Source organism: Actinomyces sp. 565, from assembly GCF_010365615.1.
Classification (GTDB): domain Bacteria; phylum Actinomycetota; class Actinomycetes; order Actinomycetales; family Actinomycetaceae; genus Actinomyces.
Genome location: NZ_PIZD01000026.1, coordinates 1 through 20,300, shown reverse-complemented (window position 1 = coordinate 20,300; position 20,300 = coordinate 1). Strand labels below are relative to the sequence as shown.

17 protein-coding genes, 1 tRNA gene and 1 CRISPR repeat array are annotated in these 20,300 nt (G+C 68.7%); of the genes, 14 read left to right on the top strand and 4 right to left on the bottom strand.

Annotation, left to right across the window (positions count from 1 at the left end; translation table 11 throughout):
* Nucleotides 1-84: 84 nt before the first annotated feature.
* Nucleotides 85-1,059, bottom strand: coding sequence for an alpha/beta fold hydrolase (locus GZ997_RS05565; protein ID WP_162679175.1), 975 nt, complete (start codon nt 1,057-1,059; stop codon nt 85-87).
* Nucleotides 1,060-1,098: 39 nt separating this feature from the next.
* Here GZ997_RS05565 and GZ997_RS05560 point away from each other — a divergent pair, with 39 nt between their 5' ends.
* Nucleotides 1,099-1,566, top strand: coding sequence for an S-ribosylhomocysteine lyase (locus GZ997_RS05560; protein ID WP_162679174.1), 468 nt, complete (start codon nt 1,099-1,101; stop codon nt 1,564-1,566).
* Between the two features lie 488 nt (nt 1,567-2,054).
* Here GZ997_RS05560 and GZ997_RS05555 read toward each other — a convergent pair whose 3' ends face one another.
* Nucleotides 2,055-2,192 carry a hypothetical protein gene (locus tag GZ997_RS05555; RefSeq protein ID WP_161923220.1) on the bottom strand — a complete coding sequence of 46 codons (138 nt, stop codon included), beginning with the start codon at nt 2,190-2,192 and terminating at the stop codon, nt 2,055-2,057.
* Nucleotides 2,193-2,429: 237 nt separating this feature from the next.
* Here GZ997_RS05555 and GZ997_RS05550 point away from each other — a divergent pair, with 237 nt between their 5' ends.
* Both GZ997_RS05550 and mtnN read left to right on the top strand, forming a co-directional pair.
* Complete coding sequence (locus GZ997_RS05550; protein WP_162679173.1) at nt 2,430-2,834, top strand: DUF559 domain-containing protein; 405 nt, start codon at nt 2,430-2,432, stop codon at nt 2,832-2,834.
* 159 nt (nt 2,835-2,993) lie between these two features.
* Entirely contained in the window at nt 2,994-3,758 is a 765-nt protein-coding gene (gene mtnN, locus GZ997_RS05545; RefSeq protein ID WP_238994289.1) for a 5'-methylthioadenosine/S-adenosylhomocysteine nucleosidase, read from the top strand.
* A 123-nt stretch (nt 3,759-3,881) separates the two neighbouring features.
* On the opposite strand, the gene GZ997_RS05540 is transcribed toward mtnN, so the two are convergent.
* Nucleotides 3,882-5,468: a TrkA C-terminal domain-containing protein gene (locus GZ997_RS05540; RefSeq protein WP_162679172.1), complete on the bottom strand. Its 1,587-nt coding sequence runs from the start codon at nt 5,466-5,468 to the stop codon at nt 3,882-3,884.
* A 235-nt stretch (nt 5,469-5,703) separates the two neighbouring features.
* On the opposite strand from GZ997_RS05540, the gene GZ997_RS05535 reads away from it, so the two are divergent.
* From GZ997_RS05535 to GZ997_RS05520, 4 genes are all read left to right on the top strand, one after another.
* On the top strand, nt 5,704-8,097 hold the full coding sequence (locus GZ997_RS05535; RefSeq protein WP_162679171.1) for a carbon starvation CstA family protein: 2,394 nt from the start codon (nt 5,704-5,706) through the stop codon (nt 8,095-8,097).
* 1 nt (nt 8,098) lies between these two features.
* Nucleotides 8,099-8,374: a YbdD/YjiX family protein gene (locus GZ997_RS05530; RefSeq protein WP_343212281.1), complete on the top strand. Its 276-nt coding sequence runs from the start codon at nt 8,099-8,101 to the stop codon at nt 8,372-8,374.
* A gap of 540 nt (nt 8,375-8,914) precedes the next feature.
* Nucleotides 8,915-9,156: a CRISPR direct-repeat array (repeat unit 22 nt; unit sequence GTCAGGAAGCACCTCGCACCTC).
* Between the two features lie 465 nt (nt 9,157-9,621).
* Nucleotides 9,622-10,224, top strand: coding sequence for a phosphoribosyltransferase (locus tag GZ997_RS05525; protein WP_162679170.1), 603 nt, complete (start codon nt 9,622-9,624; stop codon nt 10,222-10,224).
* Nucleotides 10,225-10,233: 9 nt separating this feature from the next.
* The gene (locus GZ997_RS05520; RefSeq protein ID WP_343212280.1) at nt 10,234-10,722 is read left to right on the top strand and encodes a VanZ family protein; all 489 of its coding nucleotides are present in this window, start codon (nt 10,234-10,236) and stop codon (nt 10,720-10,722) included.
* Between the two features lie 52 nt (nt 10,723-10,774).
* Here GZ997_RS05520 and GZ997_RS05515 read toward each other — a convergent pair.
* Nucleotides 10,775-10,858, bottom strand: a tRNA-Leu gene (locus GZ997_RS05515).
* 369 nt (nt 10,859-11,227) lie between these two features.
* Between GZ997_RS05515 and GZ997_RS05510 the strand changes: the two genes are divergently transcribed.
* Genes GZ997_RS05510 through pknB form a run of 7 tightly spaced genes read left to right on the top strand, consistent with a single transcriptional unit; the run spans nt 11,228 to nt 20,071 of the window.
* A complete protein-coding gene (locus tag GZ997_RS05510) occupies nt 11,228-11,935 on the top strand; it encodes a DUF3662 and FHA domain-containing protein (RefSeq protein ID WP_162679169.1) in 708 nt (235 codons plus the stop codon).
* Entirely contained in the window at nt 11,932-12,387 is a 456-nt protein-coding gene (locus GZ997_RS05505) for an FHA domain-containing protein (protein ID WP_161923215.1), read from the top strand. Before GZ997_RS05510 ends, GZ997_RS05505 begins: the two co-directional genes overlap by 4 nt.
* The gene (locus tag GZ997_RS05500; RefSeq protein ID WP_162679168.1) at nt 12,384-13,937 is read left to right on the top strand and encodes a protein phosphatase 2C domain-containing protein; all 1,554 of its coding nucleotides are present in this window, start codon (nt 12,384-12,386) and stop codon (nt 13,935-13,937) included. Before GZ997_RS05505 ends, GZ997_RS05500 begins: the two co-directional genes overlap by 4 nt.
* Nucleotides 13,934-15,442: an FtsW/RodA/SpoVE family cell cycle protein gene (locus tag GZ997_RS05495; RefSeq protein WP_162679167.1), complete on the top strand. Its 1,509-nt coding sequence runs from the start codon at nt 13,934-13,936 to the stop codon at nt 15,440-15,442. Before GZ997_RS05500 ends, GZ997_RS05495 begins: the two co-directional genes overlap by 4 nt.
* Entirely contained in the window at nt 15,439-16,932 is a 1,494-nt protein-coding gene (locus GZ997_RS05490) for a penicillin-binding protein 2 (RefSeq protein WP_161923213.1), read from the top strand. Before GZ997_RS05495 ends, GZ997_RS05490 begins: the two co-directional genes overlap by 4 nt.
* Nucleotides 16,929-18,254: a serine/threonine-protein kinase gene (locus GZ997_RS05485; RefSeq protein WP_162679166.1), complete on the top strand. Its 1,326-nt coding sequence runs from the start codon at nt 16,929-16,931 to the stop codon at nt 18,252-18,254. The genes GZ997_RS05490 and GZ997_RS05485 overlap by 4 nt, the downstream gene beginning before the upstream one ends.
* Complete coding sequence (pknB, locus tag GZ997_RS05480; protein WP_162679165.1) at nt 18,251-20,071, top strand: Stk1 family PASTA domain-containing Ser/Thr kinase; 1,821 nt, start codon at nt 18,251-18,253, stop codon at nt 20,069-20,071. Before GZ997_RS05485 ends, pknB begins: the two co-directional genes overlap by 4 nt.
* Nucleotides 20,072-20,300: the final 229 nt, after the last annotated feature.

Genomic DNA, 20,300 nt, shown 5'->3' with positions numbered 1-20,300 from the left:
CGCCCACCCGCGGAGTCGACGCTGGTGTAGGCGGCCCTGGGCGATCACGCGGGGCTGCACACGCCCACCCGCGGAGTCGACTCTTCAGGCGTTAAGCACTATTGCTCCCCCCGCACCGAACAACCGGTCCAGCCAGGAATCCACAGCCGCCCAGAACTCCGCGGGCCGGGTGCGCCGCACGTCATGTCCCGCGCCCGCAAGCAGCGCGGTCTCAATCCTCGGGTTGGCGATGCGAGCGAGCCGGTCCAAGCCGACGGGGCCCACGCGCGCCGATCCGGGGCGGTCGCCGGTGACCAGGAGCGTAGGCACCGCCAAATCGGCCATCGCCTCCTCCCACGGCACCGGTGGCGCAACTACTCCGGTGTCCAGGAGGGATGGATCAACCCGCTGGCCGGCCCACACACCGGCCACGGCCTCGCCATCTGGAATCTCCGGATTAGCCAGGGCACGCGCAACGGCGCCGGGCAGATCAGCGAGGTCGGCAGCGCGGGCGCGCTTGCGGGCAGCGCCACGCTCACGCAGCTCCTGTGGGCTGCGTGAGCCGTAACGGGCCGGGTCCAGTAGTACTGCGCCGCTTACCAGGTCCGGGCGGCGCACGGCCACCACCATCGCGGTGGCCGCCCCCATGGAGTGGCCGATGAGGACCGGGCGGGAGCCTGGCGCGGCAGGCGTCGTTTCAGATTCTCCCGACTCTCCCGCCACCGGGTTCACCGCCTTGGCCGCGACAGAGGGACTGACGCGCGATGCGCCGCAGAACTCACGAGTTGCGTCGCCGACCGCCGGTAACGCGGGTATTCCAGGCACTGCGGGAATGAGCTCCTCCAGCAGGCTGATGACGTCCTCCACCAGCACTTCTCCCGCCCGATCCAACTCGGCTGTTGTCCAGCGCGGGGACAGGCCGTGCCCGCGGGCGTCCGCCGCAACGACCCGGTAGCCACGGCCAACCCAGTGGTCGATGGCTTCTGCTTGTGAGACGGCGGATCCGGTGATTCCATGGAGTAGCACAAGGGTGGGAGCGTTGGCAGGACCGGCGACGATGCGGGCGAGGGGTAGGCTCATGGCCCAATTGTTCCCCGAAGATGCGGCTAGTCTGAAGGCATGGACAAGCACCGTATGAACGTGGAGTCCTTCAACCTCGACCACACCAAAGTGGCGGCGCCCTTCGTGCGCATTGCGGACCGCAAGCGCCTACCGGGCGGGGACGAGCTGGTCAAGTACGACGTGCGCTTCTGCCAACCCAACCGCGAGCACCTGGAGATGCGGGCCGTGCACTCGATCGAGCACCTGACGGCCGAGCTCATGCGCAACCACACCGACCGGTTGATCGACTGGGGGCCCATGGGCTGCCAGACCGGCTTCTACGCGTTGACCCTGGGCCTGGAGCCGGAGGACTTCCTGCCGCTGCTGGAGGCGACCTTCCAGGACATCCTGGCCGCAACCGAGGTTCCGGCAGCTAATGAGGTGCAGTGTGGATGGGGCGCCAACCACTCCCTGGAGGCGGCCCAGGAGGCGGTCCGCGGCTTCCTGGCCAAGCGCGATCAGTGGGAGACCGTGTTCGCGCAGTGAGTGCCGCGCGCCGCCTACTCCAGCACGCACCACCGGACGCCACTCACCCCGTGGCCACGCCCGGCTCGGCGGTGCTGAAGTGTCCGTCTCTCGCCACTTTGCCCGCCGGCGCGGCCTCCACCCTGGGCGCGGCAGCGCTGTTTGCCCTGGTAAGAGGCGGTACACGACATGTGCGAACCTCCCCGCATCCGTGAAAGTGGCGAGAGATGGACATTTTTGTCCGGTGCACCCACCGGGGCATAGGGTTCTCGCTCGCAGTCGGATACGCCTGCCACCCAAGGGCGCAGGCAGCTGCCGGAACCGCGAGCTCCTGTGGATATCCCGTGCGTGACCGTCAGTTATCCACAGGTCGCGGATTAGTCATTGCCGACTGTCACCCGCCGACCGATGCTCACTCCATGAGGTACGCGGACAGGCGGGAACAGATCCTGCATAGGCTGGCTAAGGCCCATGGCGCTGCCAAAACGCGCCACCTCGCTGCTGATCGTTCAGATCGCAGGGCTATCGCCCGCATGGTGGATGAAGGTCTGGTCAGGGAGCACCCGGGGCGCGTGATCGCCCTTCCCGGAGTGAAGCGGGAGATCATTGTCGCGCGTCAGGTGGGTGGGCTCATCGGCTGCTTTCATGCCGTCGAAGCCTGTGGACTTCCAGTCCGGAACCGGCCTGGGCCCCGAGTCCATGTCCTCGTTTCGGGAACACCGCCCTCCATTCCCCTACGCACTGTCTGCCATCACGTCCCCGGTCTGCAAGTAGACCCGGCGGCATCGCCGTACGCCGACGTGGAAACCATGCTCATTGCCTTCATGCGGTGCGTGGAGCCACTGGATGCACTCATCGCACTAGATGCGGCATTACGTGGGGGCATGATTGCCAGGGAGCAGATGCACGCCAGGCTGCGTGGCAACCGTAATGGCCAACTTCGACAGCTGCTGAACCGGGCCAATCCCAAGGCACGCTCGCCGCTGGAGACCATTGCGCGCTACGAACTTGAGGAAGCCGGCGCCACACCCGAGGCCGGCGCTGAGCTGCCCATCGGGGAGCTGGACCTGCTGCTGGGGCGGTTAGACATTGAAACCGACGGACACGAGTTCCACAGCCAGCGGGCGGACTGGGAGCATGACCGCCATCGCGACCAGTGGCTCATCGCGCACGGCTACACACCACTACGACTGACCGCCCGCCAGGTACTCGCCCATCAGACTGTCGAACTGGTGCGGCCCGTAGCACAGCGCCTGGGCTGGTGGCCCGACTGTGCCAGCAGACCGTAGAAAGTGTCCATCTCTCGCCACTTTGCCGCTGGCGCGGCCTCTGCCGCAAGAGCGGCACCACTGTTTGCCCAGGTCAGAGGCGGTATACGACATCTACGAAACTCCCCGCATCCGTGAAAGTGGCGAGAGATGGACACTCTGGCCGTTTAAGCTCGGGGTATGAGCGCGATTCCAAGTCATGTGCCGCAGGCGGACCGCCGCCGGGTGGCCGCCGTGGTCGTGGTGGCGATGCCGGAGGAGGCACACCCCTTCCTGGATCGTCTGCCGCGGCTAGTAGACGCGACCGCCCCGCATCTTCCGGGCGGTGCCGAGGCCTGGCCGCTGGACCTGGGCGGGGGCCGGGAACTGCTCCTGGTGCGCTCGGGCATCGGGCTGGTGGCGTCCGCGAGCGCACTGGCGACGGTGCTGACGCAGGTGAACACGGGACTCATCATCTCCGCGGGTACCACCGGCGGCCTGGGCCGAGAGGTTGAGGTCGGTGACGTGTGCGTGTCCGCCAACCTGGCCTACACCGACGTTGACGCCACCGCCTTCGGCTATGCACCGGGCCAGACCCCGGGGCAACCCGCCACCTTCACCGGTGATCCGGGTCTGGTGGCACGCACCGGAGCGGCCGCAACTGCCCTGCGCGCCGCGACGCCCAGCGCGGGCGCCGCCCATATCCACGTGGGCCAGATGCTGGCCGGCGGCTCCTTTGTCACCGCCGCTAACGTGGGCACCACCCGCGAGCGCTTCCCGCAGGCGATCAGCACCGACATGGAATCGACGGCCCTGGCACAGGTGGCACACGCCGCGGCCATCCCCTTCGCCTCGATCCGCGGGGTCTCGGACCTGTGCGGCCCGCAGGCCGGCCAGGACTTCCACATCGGCGCCGACGAGGCGGCTGCCCGCTCGGCCGCCGTGGTGCTGGCGGCGCTGGGCTGAGCGGCGCGAGCCGCGCCCGGGGAGCCAGACGCCCGCGGCACGAGCCGACAGTTGTACGGAAGCCACCACGTCCGTTTATGCGGGAAGTTCCACGTGCTTCCCGGCTCCCGCTCCCGCCCAGCGCTACACCGCCACCAGCACCTGCACCATGACGATCTTGACGATGATCGCCAGCGCGAACAGGGTCGCATAGCCTGCCTCCACCCGTTCGTCATCCCGCTTGGACAGGGCGAAGGCGAGGATTGCGGGCTGGCCCACTAGCCCCGCCAGGGCGCCGGCGGCGCGCGGCGCGCTCAGCCCCACCCGGCGGGCACCGGCCAGCAGCACCACCGCGCTGACCACCACGATGAGCGCGGCCAGCCCTCCCACTGCCAGCCCCGTCACAGAAAATGCGGAGGCGGCGAAGTCCGGCCCGGAGGCCAGCCCAATGGCGGCCAGGAAGAACAGCAGCCCAAGCTGGCGGATGGTGGCGTTGGCGGCGTGCGGCAGCTGCCAGATGAAGGGGCCGGTGCGACCCAGCCGCCCCAGCACCATACCGACCACGAGCGGCCCCGCCGCCACCCCCAGCCGCAGCGTTATGCCGCCGGGCAGCGGGATCGCAGCGAGCCCGGCCAATGCGCCCAGTGCCATGCCGACCCCTACGGAGAAGGCATCGATCTGGGCGATGGACTTCTCCGAGTCGCCGAAGTAGTCGGCGGCCCGCTCCAGGTCTCCGGAAGGAACCACGGCCAGCACCCGGTCCCCGAGCTCGAGCACCAGGTCGTCATTTGCGAGCAGGTCCAGGTCGCCTCGCCGCACCCGCGTGATGACGCCCCGGAAGCGTCCGTGCATGTCCAGCTCGCCGATCGTGCGCCCGGCCACGCGGGTGGAGGAGACGGTCAGGCGCCGGTAGTCGACGACCGTGCGGTCCTTGGCCAGGCAGCGGTCATACCCGGTGCCGAGCTCATGAATGGCGTCCTCGAGGGCCGCCGGGGCGCCGACGATCACCACCTTGTCGCCCGGCAGCAGCTCCTCGTCGGGGGAGACCACCCGCGTGGCGCCATCGCGCTCCAGGTAGGAGATGCGGATGCGGTTGCGCTGGAAGGCCTCCAGATCGCTCAGCGCAACGCGGCGCAGCAGGAACACGCTGGTGGCGGCCAGTCCATCGGCGGAGGCCGGCCGGGGGTCGCGGCGCCCCGGCCAGTCGCGGCCAATGACCAGGGCGACGATGAGGATGGCGACGGCCACGCCCACCGGGTAGGCCAGGGCGTAGCCGACGGCGGGCTCCTGGCTGCCGGCGGCCTCGATCGCGGAGTCCAGGACGGGACTGGTCAGGGCGCCCGCGTAGGCGCCGGCGTCCATGGCCGGGCTGATGCCGGTCAGGTGGGCGTACACCGCCCCGGCTCCTCCGGCGAGCACGAGCGCCACCACGCACAGTGCCATAAGCGGCAGCTGCCGGCGCAGATTGCGGAAGAACGTACTGCCGGCGCCGATGCCGACGGTGTAGCAGAACAGCCCCAGGCCGAGGCTGCGCAGCAGGGTGAGGTTCTCCCCCAGGCTCGGGTCCAGGGCACCGACGGCCAGGCCGACGAACAGCGCCCCGGCGGCTCCGAAGCGGATCGGCCCGAAGGGGATCTGTCCGACGGCCGTACCCACACCGATCACCAGGAAGACGGTCAGGATCGGCGCGGAGGCGAGCACGTCGACGACGGCGGCGAGGAAGTCTGGCACGCCCCCAGGCTAGTCGGCGAACGCACCGCCGCAGCGGGGCAGCGGGGCGGCGCCAGCCGCGCTGCTGGGCGGTCAGCCCTTGCACGGCCGTGGTCACGACTGGGATTCCGTAGCGGCACTCAACGCCGCCTCGGACGGCTATTGCCGCCCCGCCCCCACGGGAACTAGGCTTCCCGGGTACGGACCCTCCCTGGCCCGCTGCGCACCTGTCCCTCCTCAATGATGAGCCACCCGTATGGAAACCTCAGTAGCCCCTGCTCTCCCCACTTACAGCCCCGAGGAAGAGCACCTGGTTATCCGCAACCACCAGGGCGTCCCCGTGGGTATCAAGCCGCACACCAAATGGACCCCGAAGAAGATCGCCCTGTGGGTCGCAATCACCGCCCTGGGCGTGCTGGGGTGGTGGATGCTCGCCGTGGCGCGCGGCGAGAGCGTCAACACGATCTGGTTCGTGGTCACCGCGATCTGCACCTACGCCATCGGCTACCGCTTCTACGCCCTGTACATCCAGCGCACCATCATGCGGCCCGATGACACCAACGCGACTCCGGCCGAACGCATTAACAACGGCCGCGACTTCGACCCCACCCACCGCGTCGTCCTGTACGGGCACCACTTCGCCGCCATCGCCGGCGCCGGCCCGCTGGTCGGCCCCGTCCTGGCCGCCCAGATGGGCTACCTGCCGGGCACGCTGTGGATCATCCTCGGCGTGATCGTCGCCGGCGCGGTGCAGGACATGCTGGTGCTGTTCTTCTCCATGCGCCGCGGTGGCCGCTCCCTGGGGCAGATGGCGACCGACGAGATCGGCCGCGTCGGCGGCACCGTGGCCACGGTGGTCGTCCTGGTCATGCTGATGATTGTGCTGGCGGTGCTGGCGATGGTGTGCGTCAATGCGCTCGCCGAGTCCCCCTGGGGCGTCTTCTCCGTCGGCTGCACCATTCCGATCGCCATCTGCATGGGCCTGTGGCTGCGCTTCGTCCAGCCCGGCCGCATCACCCAGGTCTCGCTCGTCGGCTTCGCCGTGCTCATCGGCGTCATCATCGCCGGACGCTGGGTCGCGGAGTCCTCCTTCGGCCAGTACCTGCACCTGTCGCCCACCACCCTGGTGTGGTGCATGATCGTCTACGGCTTCCTCGCGGCCGTCCTGCCCGTGTGGGTGCTGCTCACTCCGCGCGACTACCTGTCCACCTTCATGAAGGTCGGCACCATCGCGGTCCTGGCCGTCGGCATCATCATTGTGCGGCCCCTGGTGGAGATGGCCGCCGTCTCCGAGTTCGCCCTTAACACCGACGGCCCCGTGTTCGCAGGCCAGCTCTTCCCCTTCCTGTTCATCACCATCGCCTGCGGCGCCCTGTCCGGCATGCACGCCACCGTGTCCTCCGGCACCAGCCCGAAGATGATCCAGAAGGAGAGCCAGGTCCGCATGATCGGCTACGCCGGCATGCTCATGGAGTCCTTCGTCGCGATCATGGCCCTGGCAGCCGCGGTCTCGCTGAGCCCGGGCATCTACTTCTCCATGAACACCTCCGCCGCCACCATGAACGCACTCGCCGGCGACGACGTCGTCGCCACGGCGTCCAACCGCGAGGAGGTCGCCGCGGCCGCCGTCGCCAACCTCCAGGTGACCGACGCCCACGGGGACTCGCTGGTTCCGGTGTGGGACTCCTGGGACGAGAACGGCAATCCGAAGACGTACACGGGCGCCGAGGCGCTGGAGCAGGTGGCCTCCGACGTCGGCGAGCCGAGCATCATCTCCCGCACCGGTGGCGCCCCCACGCTGAGCGTCGGCATGTCGCACATCCTCCACCAGATCGGCGGTGGCCGGACGATGATGGGCTTCTGGTACCACTTCGCCATCATGTTCGAGGCGCTGTTCATTCTTTCCGCCGTCGACGCCGTCACCCGCGTGGCCCGCTTCCAGCTCGGTGACGCCCTGGGCAACATCTGGCCGAAGTTCCGTGACCCGTCCTGGCACGTTGGGGCGTGGGTGACCACCGGAGTCGTCGTGGCGGCCTGGGGCTCGCTGCTGCTCATGGGCGTGACCGACCCGCGCGGCGGCATCCAGACGCTCTACCCGCTGTTCGGCATCGCCAACCAGCTCATCGCGGCGATCGCCCTACTGCTGTGCCTGGTGATGACGGTGCGCAAGGGCCGGCTGAAGTACGCGTGGATCCCCGCGATCCCGCTGGCCTTCGACACGGCCGTCACCTTCACGGCGTCGTGGCAGAAGATCTTCTCCACCGATCCGCAGGTGGGCTACTTCCAGCAGTGGCGCGACGCCCGGGCGCTGCTGCCCGCGCTCACTGACGCGGAGGCGATCAGTGTGCAGCGCGCCATTATCCGCAACACCATGATCCAGGGAACGCTGTCGGTCGTGTTCCTCGCGCTCGTCGTCTTCGTCATGCTGTGCGCTGCCATCACCATGGTGCGTGCCGTGCGCGCGGGCGACACCACCACCTCCGAGGATCCGTATCAGGAGTCGAACTTCTACGCCCCCGAGCACCTGATCGCCAGTCCGCTGGAGAAGAAGCTTGTCAACGAGTATGCGCTCGTCGGTGATCCGGCGCTCATTCCCGGCGGCGCACGCGCCGGCGCCCCGGCTGCCGTAGCCAACGACGAGGACCGCTGACTTGACCGGGGCGACCACAGAGGTGAGCGAGGTAGTCGGAGCGCCGGTGCCCGCCGCGTCGCGGAGTTTGGCTGCGGCGCGGTGGGCGGGCCGGATTCGCGCCTGCCTGTCCCGGGCGCGCGGGTTGTGGCGCGACTTCACCGGCGAGGCGGCGTACGACCGCTACGTCGAGCGGCACCGGCGCGAGCACCCCGACCATGCCCCGCTGACGGCGCGCCAGTGGTGGCGGGCCCGTTCCGAGTTCGACGAGAGCAATGTGAGCACCGGCTGCTGCTGATTGGAGTCGGCTTGGGGACGGTGGCCGCCTTAGGTTTCGGGTGCGTTTACTACGCCGGTTCACCGTTTGCTACGCCACTTAGCCGTTTGCTGAAGGCTTCTGAGGTATTCAGCAGGCCGTTAACTAGCGTTGTTAACGGCGAAGTGGCGTAGTAAAGGCGCGGCGGGGTTGCGGGTGCTCACGGGTTGTCTGGGGCGGTGGCGTCGGTGCGGCGGGGCCGCCTGGAGGTGACGAGAGCAGTAGTTGCGAGTGTTGCGTGTGATGCAGTCGGGGTGTATGGGGCTGGTGTGGCGCCCACGAGGAAGTCACAATTCGGTCTACGGTGCAAAGTTTGGTACATTTTGACCCTGACTTTTCCGCATGACTTCGTTGAAAGTTGGTGGCTGGAGGGGCCTGTGGGGGTGTCGGTGGCGCTTGGCTTGTTTTCAACGAAAGGTGGTAGTTTTGGCTTGGTGCCAGTCGGTTCCGTGGGGTGCTTGCGGGGCCGGTGGCGATCCCGGGCCTGGAAGTGGCGGAACGGCGCGGTTTCCAGGGGTAGGGGTCAGGAAGCACCTCGCACCTCCAGGTGCATTAAGACCTTCCGCCGCGGGTGCGGCGGGGGCTTCGACGGCCTGTCAGGAAGCACCTCGCACCTCAAGGTGCATTAAGACAGGGCCTTGCCCGAGCCCCACACCGTCACCACCCCCGTCAGGAAGCACCTCGCACCTCAAGGTGCATTAAGACATGCAACGGCGCAGGTAAGTGTTATCCCACGGTTCGAGTCAGGAAGCACCTCGCACCTTCCGACAAGCCGGCGCGGGCGCCTGCTGAAGGTCGCCGCGCTGGTGGGACGCGTCCCGGAGGGGCGGGAGATGTACGCACTCGGGCGGTGGATCAGGCCAGGCGGTTCCCGGGGTAGACGCACGTCGCGGTTCATGACGAGCCGTCACCGGAAGACGCCCCTGGCGGGCTGCACGACGGCGGCCTCCCAGGGGTGCGGTGTCAAAATCGATGACAAACGCGCGTCGTCACCTCCTGGCGCGATTCGGCGCCCGCATGATTCCAACGTTTCGTGCGCCGCCGTCGACGTCGCCGGACCCGTTTGTCATAGATTTTGACACTCACGGTCGCCGCCCAGCGCAATACACGGCGACGAACCACCCGCACCCCAAACCGAAAGACTCCCGCGATTCGGCCCCGGCGGAACGACGTCGCCCAATCCGCGACACACGCGGGTCGGGCCGATACGGGCCGCTACGATTCGCTAAGTGACCGACGCGACTAAGCCCCCGACCACCTTCGACGACGGCGCCACCACCGCCCCCGACCGCGAGGAACTGACCTGGGAGCTGTTCGGCCGCGCCGAACGCGAACTGTCCGCGCAGATCGTGTCCTCCGGCTGGGTGCCGGACCTGATCATTGCCATCGCCCGCGGCGGCCTGATCCCCGCCGGCGCCATCGGCTACGCGATCGGCGTCAAGGCGATGGGCACAGTCAACGTCGAGTTCTATACCGGGGTCGGCCAGACCCTGGCCGAGCCGGTGGTCCTCCCGCCGCTCATGGACGCCTCCGACCTTCCGGGCAAGAAGGTGCTGGTGGTCGACGACGTCGCCGACTCCGGCAAGACCCTGAAGATGGTGATGGAGCTGCTGCAGCACCAGGGCCTGGACCTGGGCGGGGAGAACGCCGCGGTGGATGCACGCAGCGCGGTGATCTACCGCAAGCCGCACAGCCTCGTCGAGCCCGACTACTGCTGGCGGGTGACCGACAAGTGGATCAACTTCCCCTGGTCGGTGCTGCCTGTCATTACCGCCTCCTCCCTGGAGCGGAATACCGCCAACCAGTGCGCTGCCGACCACATCGGAGGCTGAGGAGCCAGCGTGACCATCCCTGACAAGCCCCGGGTTCCACCTGCCGCCGAACAGGTCGGCACTGCCCGCTCGGCTACTCGCACCGGCAGCGCCGCCCGCGCCCTGGCCGCACTTTACTTCGGCGTCGTTCTGGTGGCCGTGCTGTGGCCATCGGGGGATGACATCGCCGCGTTCAAGGACGGACTGGGACCATGGTTCCTGACACTGCGCGGCAAGGACATCTTGCTGAACTTGATCATGCTCGCACCCCTGACCCTCCTGGCCACGCTTGGCTGGCCGCGAGTGCCCTGGTGGGCCTGGGCGCTGGCAGGATGTGCCGTGGGCCTGGGGGCAGAGCTCGCGCAGTGGGTGGCTCCGGGTCTGGACCGCCGCCCCTCATTTGCCAACATTCTTCAAAACGGCGCCGGCGCCTGGGTGGGGGCTGCACTGGCCGGAATGCTGCTGCACCGGCGCCGACCGGAGCGCCGACAGCACCCGGGACGATCCCACAGAGCATGACGATGGAGCACAACAAAGGCCCGGACCAATCAGTTGGCCCGGGCCTTTTCCGTGCGCGGGGGGGGACTCGAACCCCCATGATCGCAAGATCACACGGACCTGAACCGTGCGCGTCTACCAATTCCGCCACTCGCGCTTGAGTGATCTCATGCTATCGGCAACTCGGTGCCCGCGTCCAATCCAGTTCGCCACTCACAGCCGTGAAACCGCTCACCCGCCATCGTCCGCCCCTGCGCAGCCCCGCGACAACCGGGGCCTGTTTCGCCTAGTATCCACAATGCCTGCAACCCTGATCGCAACACAGCCGTCGTACTGGTCTTCCCGTCACGCGGGCCACAGCAGCTACCATTGGGCCAGGTCACCTCTGGAATCCTGCCCATATGCACACCGTCCTCGGGCAGTGCCGGTATCGTGGCCCGATCAGGCCGCGGGCCGGGCAGTCGCCCGCCTCGCGGACGGCAGCGGCGCCGCCGCAGCCGCTCCAAAGCACACGGGGAGGTAGTCCATGGGTTTCCTGGACAAGTTCGAGAAGGGCGTCGGCAACGTCGCCAATCGGGCCATGTCCCGGTTCTCCGACGACGTTGAACCCATAGAGATCGCCTCTAAGCTGCGGGAGACAATGGACAAGCGCGCCGCCTCCTTCGCCCGCGACCGCTCCGTGGTGCCCAACGTGTTCCGCATCCACCTGGCCCCCAGCGACGTTGAGCACCTGGGCACCTGGGGCATGGATGAAGTGGTCCGGCAGATGGAGGAAGTGGCCACCACCCACGCCGGCGAGCAGGGCTACTCATTCGTCGGCCCGGTCGACGTCTCCTTCCTGGCGGACGAGCGCCTCACACCCCCCATGATCGAGATCGAGTCCTCCACCCGCCGCGGAGCCGCCGCCCCCGCTGCCGCCGCCACCGCCTCCCCAACCCACCCCATCCTGGACATCGACGGGCAGCGCTACCTGCTTACCGGTCCCGTCACCGTGATCGGCCGCGGCAGCGAGGCTGACATCATCGTGGACGACTCCGGCGTCTCCCGCCGCCACCTGGAGATCCGGCTGACCCAGGGCCACGCCATTGCCACGGATCTCGGCTCCACCAACGGCACCTTCGTCGAGGGCCACCGGGTCGACGCCGCGACCCTCCTGGACGGCAACACACTCACAATCGGACGCACCCGGATCATGTTCTGGGACGGCACGCAGGGCACAGGGACCAACGGGTGAGTGAGCTCGCATTCACCATCGCTCGACTGGGTTTCCTAGTCCTGCTGTGGGTTTTCGTCTTCCTCGTGGTACGCGCGCTGCGCCGCGACGTCGCCGACGTCTCCACAGCCCCGGCCCGGCGCCGCTCCACCCGTGAGTCCTCCCCGGCCGGCCGGAACCGCGGACCCACCCGCCTGGTAATCACCGAGGGCCCCCTGGCAGGTTCCATGGTGCCGTTGACGCCCACTTCCATCACCATCGGCCGCGACCAGAACTGCACACTCGTGCTCAACGACTCCTACGCCTCTTCCCGGCACGCCCGCGTATTCCCCAAGGATGGCGCCTGGTGGCTGGAGGACCTGTCCTCCACGAACGGCACCACGCTGGCGGGGCGCCCCGTGTACGGTGCCGTTGAACTGCCTGTAGGAGTGCCGGTGCGAATCGGCCAGACCACCTTGGAGCTGCGGCCATGACCATCTCCCTGCGCTACGCCGCCAGGAGTGACGTCGGGCTGGTGCGCGCCTCCAACCAGGACTCGGGCTATGCCGGCCCGCACTTGATGCTGCTGTGCGACGGCATGGGCGGACCCGCCGGCGGAGATATCGCCTCCGCGGTAGCGGTTGAGCACCTGGTGCCCCTGGACGCCGACTCCCACCAGGCCGGGGAGCTCCTCGACCTGCTGCGCGACGCCGTGCAGGAGGCGCACAGCGACCTCATCTCCCTGTCCAGCGACAACCCCGACCTGGCCGGCCTGGGGACCACCTGCATCGCCGTAATGCGCTCCGGCAACAAGCTCGCCATGGTGCATGTGGGCGACTCGCGCGCCTACCTGCTGCGCGACAGCGAGCTCACCCAGGTCACCACCGACCACACCTTCGTGGAGTACCTGGTGGAGACCGGCAGGCTCACGCGAGACCAGGCGCGTCGGCACCCCCAGCGCTCAGTGCTGCTGCGCGTACTGGGCGACGCCGAGGGTGAGGTCCAGCTGGACGAGTCCATCCGCGAGGCAGTGCCCGGCGACCGCTGGCTGCTTTGCTCCGACGGCCTGAGCGGTCCCGTCTCCGCCGAGACGATCGGGGAAGTGCTGGCCACCGTGGAGGATCCCGGCCAGGTCGGCGACCAGCTCATCGACCTTGCCCTGCGGGCCGGCGGACCAGACAACGTCACCGTGGTGGTGTTCGACGTCGTCGACGACGACCCCCAGCCGCAGACCGATACCCAGATCGTGGGCTCCGCGGCCAACCGGCGCGCCCGCCTGCACCAGGCCGCCACCGGCAACAATTCGCATTCCTCCCCGGAGCCGGCCGAGCCCGTAGAGGCCACCACGCCGGCCGCCAAGGCCGCCGCCCTGGTGGCCGGCCTGGACTCCACACCCCCGCCCACCGACACCGCCGAGGAGGAGGCCGTCGCCGCCCAGGCCCGCACCGAGCTCGCCCGGCGCCGCGTACGCCGGCTGCGTTCCGCGATCGCCTCCCTGATCCTGCTCCTGGCCCTCCTAGGATCCGGGGCACTGGGGTACCAGTGGACCCAGTCCCAGTACTACGTGACCACCCTGAACGGCCAGATCGCCATCTACCAGGGCATACCCCAGTCGGTCGGACCGTTCTCGCTCAGCCACGTGGTGCAGACCTACAGCCGGCCCGGCGTGGATGAGCTCAACGAGCAGATCCTGGCCAAGCTCGAGCGAACGGTGCAGCAGCCCTCCCTGGATGCGGCCCGCCAGTACGTGCGCACCACGGTGATGGACAACCTGGTGGACGTTCCAGAGGAACAGCCCACACCGGAGCCGACGCCGACCCGCTCTCCCACTCCCGCACCGACTAACTCCCCGGCGCAGACCCAGCGACCCACGCCGTCCGCGAGCGCGACGCGCACGGCGTCCTCCTCCTCAACCCGCGCCCTGGGGAGCACCCGGCCGGGGCAATCACCCCAGGCGTCCCAACGGCAGCCGGGGCAGCCGGATCCTGGCGCGATACCCGCTGAAGGACCTGCCGGGGGCCCTGCTGAGGGATCTGCTGCATGAGTTCACCCACCTTCCGCCCCGCACCGGTGCCGAGTTCGGCGTCGGCCCAGAGCACGGGCCGCTGGGCCGAGGCCGGGCTACTCATCATTGCTCTGGTCATCGGCCTGGCGGCGTTCGTGCTCACCGCCATCAACCGCACTGGCTCCTCCCCCGCCCAGTCGCTTCAACTCGCCGCCGCCCTCGCCGCGGTGTGCCTGGTGGTGCACCTGTGGGTGCGGCGTACCGCCCCCTGGGCGGATCCGGTACTGCTGCCGACGGCGGTCGCCCTAAATGGCATCGGGCTGGCAATGATCCACCGGCTGGACATGTCCTATGAGCGCTTGGGGCAGACCCACGACTATGGGCCCAAGCAGGCGGTGTGGACCGCGCTCGGTGTATTCCTGTTCTGCCTGGTTCTTCTGGTGCGTGACTACCGGTTACTGCGCCGCTGGGATCACCTGGCCATGTGGGGCGGTCTGGGGTTCTTGGTGCTGCCGTTCGTGCCCGGGCTGGGCACGGAGATCAACGGCGCCCGCATCTGGATCCGGCTGGGGCCGATGTCCTTCCAGCCGGCGGAGCTGACCAAGGTGGCGCTGGCGATCTTCTTCGCCTCCTTCCTGGTGTCCAACCGGGACAACCTGGCCCTGGCGGGCCGCCGCGTGCTGGGGGTGAACCTGCCGCGCGCCCGCCACCTGGCGCCCCTGCTGGTGGTGTGGGGCGTCAGCATCCTGGTGCTGGTGCTCCAGCGGGACCTGGGCTCCTCGGTGCTGCTGTTCGGACTGTTCGTGGTCACCCTGTACGTGGCCACGGACCGGCCCAGCTGGCTGCTTATCGGTGCGGCACTGTTCGTGCCGGCGGCATGGTTCGCGGCCACCCACCTGGCGCACGTGCAGCAGCGCATCACCGCCTGGCTCAACGCCATGGACCCGGGCGTCTACGAGATGCCGGGCGGCTCCTGGCAGCTGGTGACCGGCCTGTTCGGCATGGCTTACGGCGGGCTGATGGGCACCGGCTGGGGTGAGGGCTACCCGAACCTGACCACCTTCGCCAACTCCGACTTCATCGTCGCCTCCCTCGGGGAGGAGCTGGGGCTGACGGGCACGCTCGCCATCCTCATGCTCTACCTGATCCTGGTGCAGCGGGGGCTGCGCACGGCCCTGGCCCTGCGGGACGGCTTCGGCAAGCTGCTGGCGACCGCCCTGTCCTTCACCATCGCCCTGCAGGTGTTCGTCGTAGTCGGAGGTGTCACGCGCCTGATCCCGCTTACGGGACTGACCACCCCCTTCCTCGCCTATGGCGGCTCCTCCCTGATTGCCAACTGGATCATCCTGGCGCTACTGGTACGCCTGTCCGACGCCGCCCGCCGCCCCACCGCCGCCGCCCCCCGCATCATCGACACTGCGGAGCTGCCCTCCTCGCTGCGCAAGCGGGTGCGTGACGCCGACGACGCCGCGGACGCTGAAGCTAGCGACGGTCCGCCCGCCTTCACGCCCGCGCAGCCAGCACCTAAGGAGGGCAGCGCATGAACCGGCAGATACGACAAGTCACTGTCCTAGTGCTAGTCATGATGCTTGCGCTGGCGGCTTCACTGACCAGCGTCCAGGGCCTGAGCCGCCCAGCACTGTGGGAGTCATCCTCCCGGCAGGGCACCCTGACGACGGACGCGCGCAACTCGCGCATGGTCTACGCCCAGTTCGGCACCGACCGCGGGCAGATGCTGGCGGGCGACACCGTGATTGCCGACTCTCAGGCCTCCGACGACGCTTACACCTACCAGCGCACCTATCCGGGCGGGGAGCTGTACGCCCCGGTCACCGGCTACTTCTCCACCTCCTTCTCCTCCATGACCGGCCTGGAGCTGGCTGCCAACCCCGTGCTCAACGGGGAGGACCCCTCCCTGTTCTCCAGCCGCATCAAGTCCCTGATCACCGGCGAGACCCAGCAGGGCGGTGCCATCAAGCTGACCATCGACCCGCAGGTGCAGCAGGCCGCCTGGGACGCCCTGGGTGGCCGCCGGGGCAGCGTCGTCGCCATCGACCCTTCCACCGGTGCGATCCTGGCAATGGTCTCCTCACCCTCCTACGACCCCAACCTGCTGGCCTCCCACGACGCCGACACCGCCCAGTCCGCCTGGGATACCCTGGCCGCTGACCCCGCCAAGCCGCTGAGCAACCGGGCCATCGCCGGTGACCTGTACGCACCCGGCTCGACCTTCAAGATCCTGACCATGGCCGCCGCCCTGCGTACCGGAACGGCCGGTGCCTCCACCGAGGTGGAGGCACCGGACACCCTGACCCTGCCGGGCACAAACCACGCCCTGTCCAATTACGCCGGTGAGTCCTGCGGGAACGGCAAGGTCACACTCACCTACGCCTTCGCCGAGTCCTGCAACACTCCCTTCGCCCAGCTGGCCATGGACGTGGGCGACGAGGAGCTGGCCACCGAGGCCGCCAACTGGGGCTTCGGGGAGAACCTGGAGATACCTCTCACGGTCACCCCGTCCATCTATCCGGCCAACGACTCGCAGGCACAGACCGCCATGGCCGGCATTGGGCAGGCGTCGGTGCGGACCACCCCGCTGATGATGGCCTCGGTGGCGGCAACCATCGCCAACGGCGGTAAGCAGATGACCCCGTACCTGATCTCGCAGGCACTGGACTCGGACCTGTCAGTCGTCTCCACCACCTCGCCATCCGTCGCACGCACCCCGATCGACTCCAGCACGGCGCAGACCCTGTCGGAGATGATGCAGCAGGTGGTTACCGACGGCACCGGCACCACCGCGCAAGTGGCCGGGGTGACCGTGGCCGGCAAGACCGGCACCGCCGAGACGGGCTCGGCCGAGGGCGGTCCGGTCACCTGGTTCGTCGGCTTCGCCGGCACCGATATCTCCAAGCCCACGATCGCCCTCGCCGTCGTCCTGGACGGCGGCGAGCAGACTGCCACCACCGGCACCGGCGGCTCAGTTGCGGGACCGATAGCCGCCTCCGTCATTGATGCGGCGGTGGATCAGTGAAACCCGAGCCTGGACTGGAGCTGCAGGGGCGCTACCGCCTGGTAGAGCGCATCGCCCTGGGCGGCATGGGGGAGGTGTGGCGCGCCACGGACCTGCGTTCCGGGCGCGCGGTGGCGGCGAAGATCCTACGGCCCGAGCTCGCCGGGGATGAGATCTTTCTGTCCCGGCTGCGGGCCGAGGCCGCCAACTCCCGGGGGCTGCGGCACCCGAACCTGGCCGTGGTCCTGGACTCCGGTGAGCGGCGCGGCTCCGGCTGGATCGTCATGGAGCTGGTGCAGGGCCGGGCCCTGTCAGACATCCTCGCCGAGCGGGGCACCATGCCCCCGGAGGAGATCCTGCCGATCCTGGCACAGGTCGCCCGCGCCCTGCAGGTGGTGCACGACTCCGGCGTCGTGCACCGGGACGTCAAGCCCTCGAACATCCTGATCAACCGGGAAGGGCTGGCCAAGCTCACCGACTTCGGCATTTCCATGGGCGTCAACCAACGGCCCATGACAGCCACGGGCATGGTCATGGGAACGGCTCAATACCTGGCCCCCGAGCAGGCCATGGGCAACATGGCCACGCCGTCCGGGGACTTGTACGCGCTGGGGGTCATCGCCTACGAGGCACTGGCCGGACGGCGCCCCTTCACCGGCTCCACCCAGGTTGACATCGCCTTCGCCCACGTCAACCAGCCGGTTCCACCGCTGCCGGACGATCTGCCCGAGCAGGTACGGGAGGTGGTCATGGAGCTGCTCGCCAAGAAGGCCGCCGACCGGCCCCGCACCGCGCGTGAGCTCGCCCGCCGCCTGGACCGGATTGTGGTCAACCTGCCGGCGGAGTCCTGGGATCCGCGCCAGGCCCCCACCTGGCGCGCCACCGGGCGCAGGAGCGCTGAGCGCCCCGGCGGCACCGGCAGCTCCGCGGCCGGGGGCGCCGATACCTCCGCTACCACCGACGCAGCTGGTACCACCGGGAACACCGCCACCGGCAACAGCACCAACGCGGGCGCAGGCGGGCAGCCGACCACGAACCAGCCGCATACCGCGGTCGGCGGCGCGCAGGCGGACCGGGAGCCGCCCACCGCGACCCGCTCCATCCCCGCTGCGGATCAGACCCGCTCCGCCGTCGCCGACGCCCCCGAAGCCGGTCACGCGGCAACCCGGCACGCTTCCGGCAGGGAACGGTTTGGGCTGCCCGCCGGCACCATCCGGATCGTGGTCATCATCCTGATCCTGCTCGCTCTGCTGTTAACGACGGGTACCCTTGCTTCAGCGCACCCGGGCGCCTCACGTGATTCAGCGGTCGCGTCAACCACCTCTTCAAAGGAGGCACTGTGACGATTCAGTCCCCTCAGCAGATGCTCGCCGGACGGTACGAGCTGCGAGAGCTCATCGGTCGCGGCGGCATGGCCGAGGTGCACCTCGGTTATGACACGCGTCTGAGCCGAATCGTCGCCATCAAGCTGCTGCGCTCGGACATCGCCGGAGACCCCACCTTCCAGGCGCGGTTTCGGCGGGAGGCGCAGTCTGCGGCTGCCCTGAACCATCCGTCGATTGTGGCCGTATACGACTCCGGTGAGGAGGAACTGACCCAGCCCGACGGCTCAACCCGGGTCGTCCCCTTCATCGTCATGGAGTACGTCGAGGGGCACACGGTGCGTGAGCTCCTCGGCGAGGGCGAGGCGGTACCGATCCCGGAGGCGGTGGAGATCACCACCGGAGTACTCGACGCCCTGGAGTACTCCCACCGCGCCGGCATCGTGCACCGCGACATCAAGCCCGGCAACATCATGCTCACCCAGGCCGGCGCCGTGAAGGTCATGGACTTCGGCATCGCCCGGGCCGTGGAGGACTCTGCCGCTACCGTCACCCAGACGCACGCCGTGGTCGGTACCGCCCAGTACCTGTCCCCGGAGCAGGCCCGCGGCGAGGTGGTCGATGCCCGCTCCGACCTGTACTCCACCGGCTGCCTGCTGTATGAGCTGCTCACCGGCCAGCCGCCCTTCACCGGTGACTCGGCGGTGGCGATCGCCTACCAGCACGTTCGGGAGATCCCGAAGACGCCGTCGTCCATCGCCGCCGACATCCCCGACTCCCTGGACCGGGTGGTCCTCAAGGCCCTGGCCAAGAACCGGGATGACCGCTACCAGGACGCCGCGCATATGCGGGCCGATCTACTGGCGGCTGCCCGCGGCCTGGACGTGGCCGCGCCGGCTACCGACACCTGGGCGGCCACCGCCGTCATGGCCCCGGAGGCCGCCGCTGCCGCACCCTCCCCGGAGGAGGAGTCGGCGGCGCCGTCGGAGGAGGAGCAGCCGCGTAGGCGCTGGTGGCTGTGGGTGCTTGTCCTGATTGCCCTAATCGGCCTGGGCACGCTGCTGGGGCTGTCCGCCTCAGGGTTCTTCGGTGGCGGCCCGACCCCCACCCCGACGCCGACCGCCACGGCTGTGGCCGTGCCGAACGTGTCCGGCATGAGCGAGTCCGATGCACAGGCCGCCATTGAGGGCCTGGGGCTGGTTTACGAGAAGGGTGAGGACGTCAACTCCGACACGGTTGACGCCGGCCTGGCCGTATCCACCGACCCCGGCGACGGTACCTCGGTGCTGCTGGGCTCCACCGTCACCGTGCACTTCTCCTCCGGATCGGCCATGGTGGATGTGCCCGACGTGACCGGCAAGTCCCAGGCCGATGCCCGTACGGCAATCACCGACGCCGGCCTGAGCGTCGGTGACGTAACCACCGAGGACTCCGCCGACGTCGCCTCTGGCGCGGTCATCCGCACCGACCCGGTGGCCGGAACCCCGGTGGAGCGCGGCTCGACGGTCTCCCTGGTGGTGTCTTCGGGCAAGACCACGGTGCCGAATGTGGTTGGCATGTCGCAGGAGGAGGGGCAGGCCGCAATTACTGCCGCCGGCCTGAACTACAACAGCTCCACGGTGGAGGAGACCACCAATGATGAGAGCAAGGACGACCAGTACGTTGTCACCGCGGTAGACCCGGGCGCGGGATCCTCGGTTGACACCGGCCAGTCGGTGACGCTGACCATCACTCACTACACCTACCAGGCGCCTGCCACCATCGCTCCTACGCAGCAGCCCACAACCGCGCAGTCCGCCGAGGCGAATGACGACGAGCACAACCAGGCCGACCAGTAACCGCCGAGGTCGGTAGATATGGCCAGGCCGGCACCCGTCCGCGCGCATAGGCGCAGGCGACTGCGCGGGCTAGTCCGGCTCTCCAGCTCAAGGGCATGGTGGTGTCAGGTATGCGTATCTCGGTAGGTCGGTGTGGCGGTTCGTACGTTCCGGTCGACGATTCGTACCCCACGGTGACGGTTCGTACCGCAGGGGTACTGTGTTGTCTCATGACTTCTGGGACTGTTGG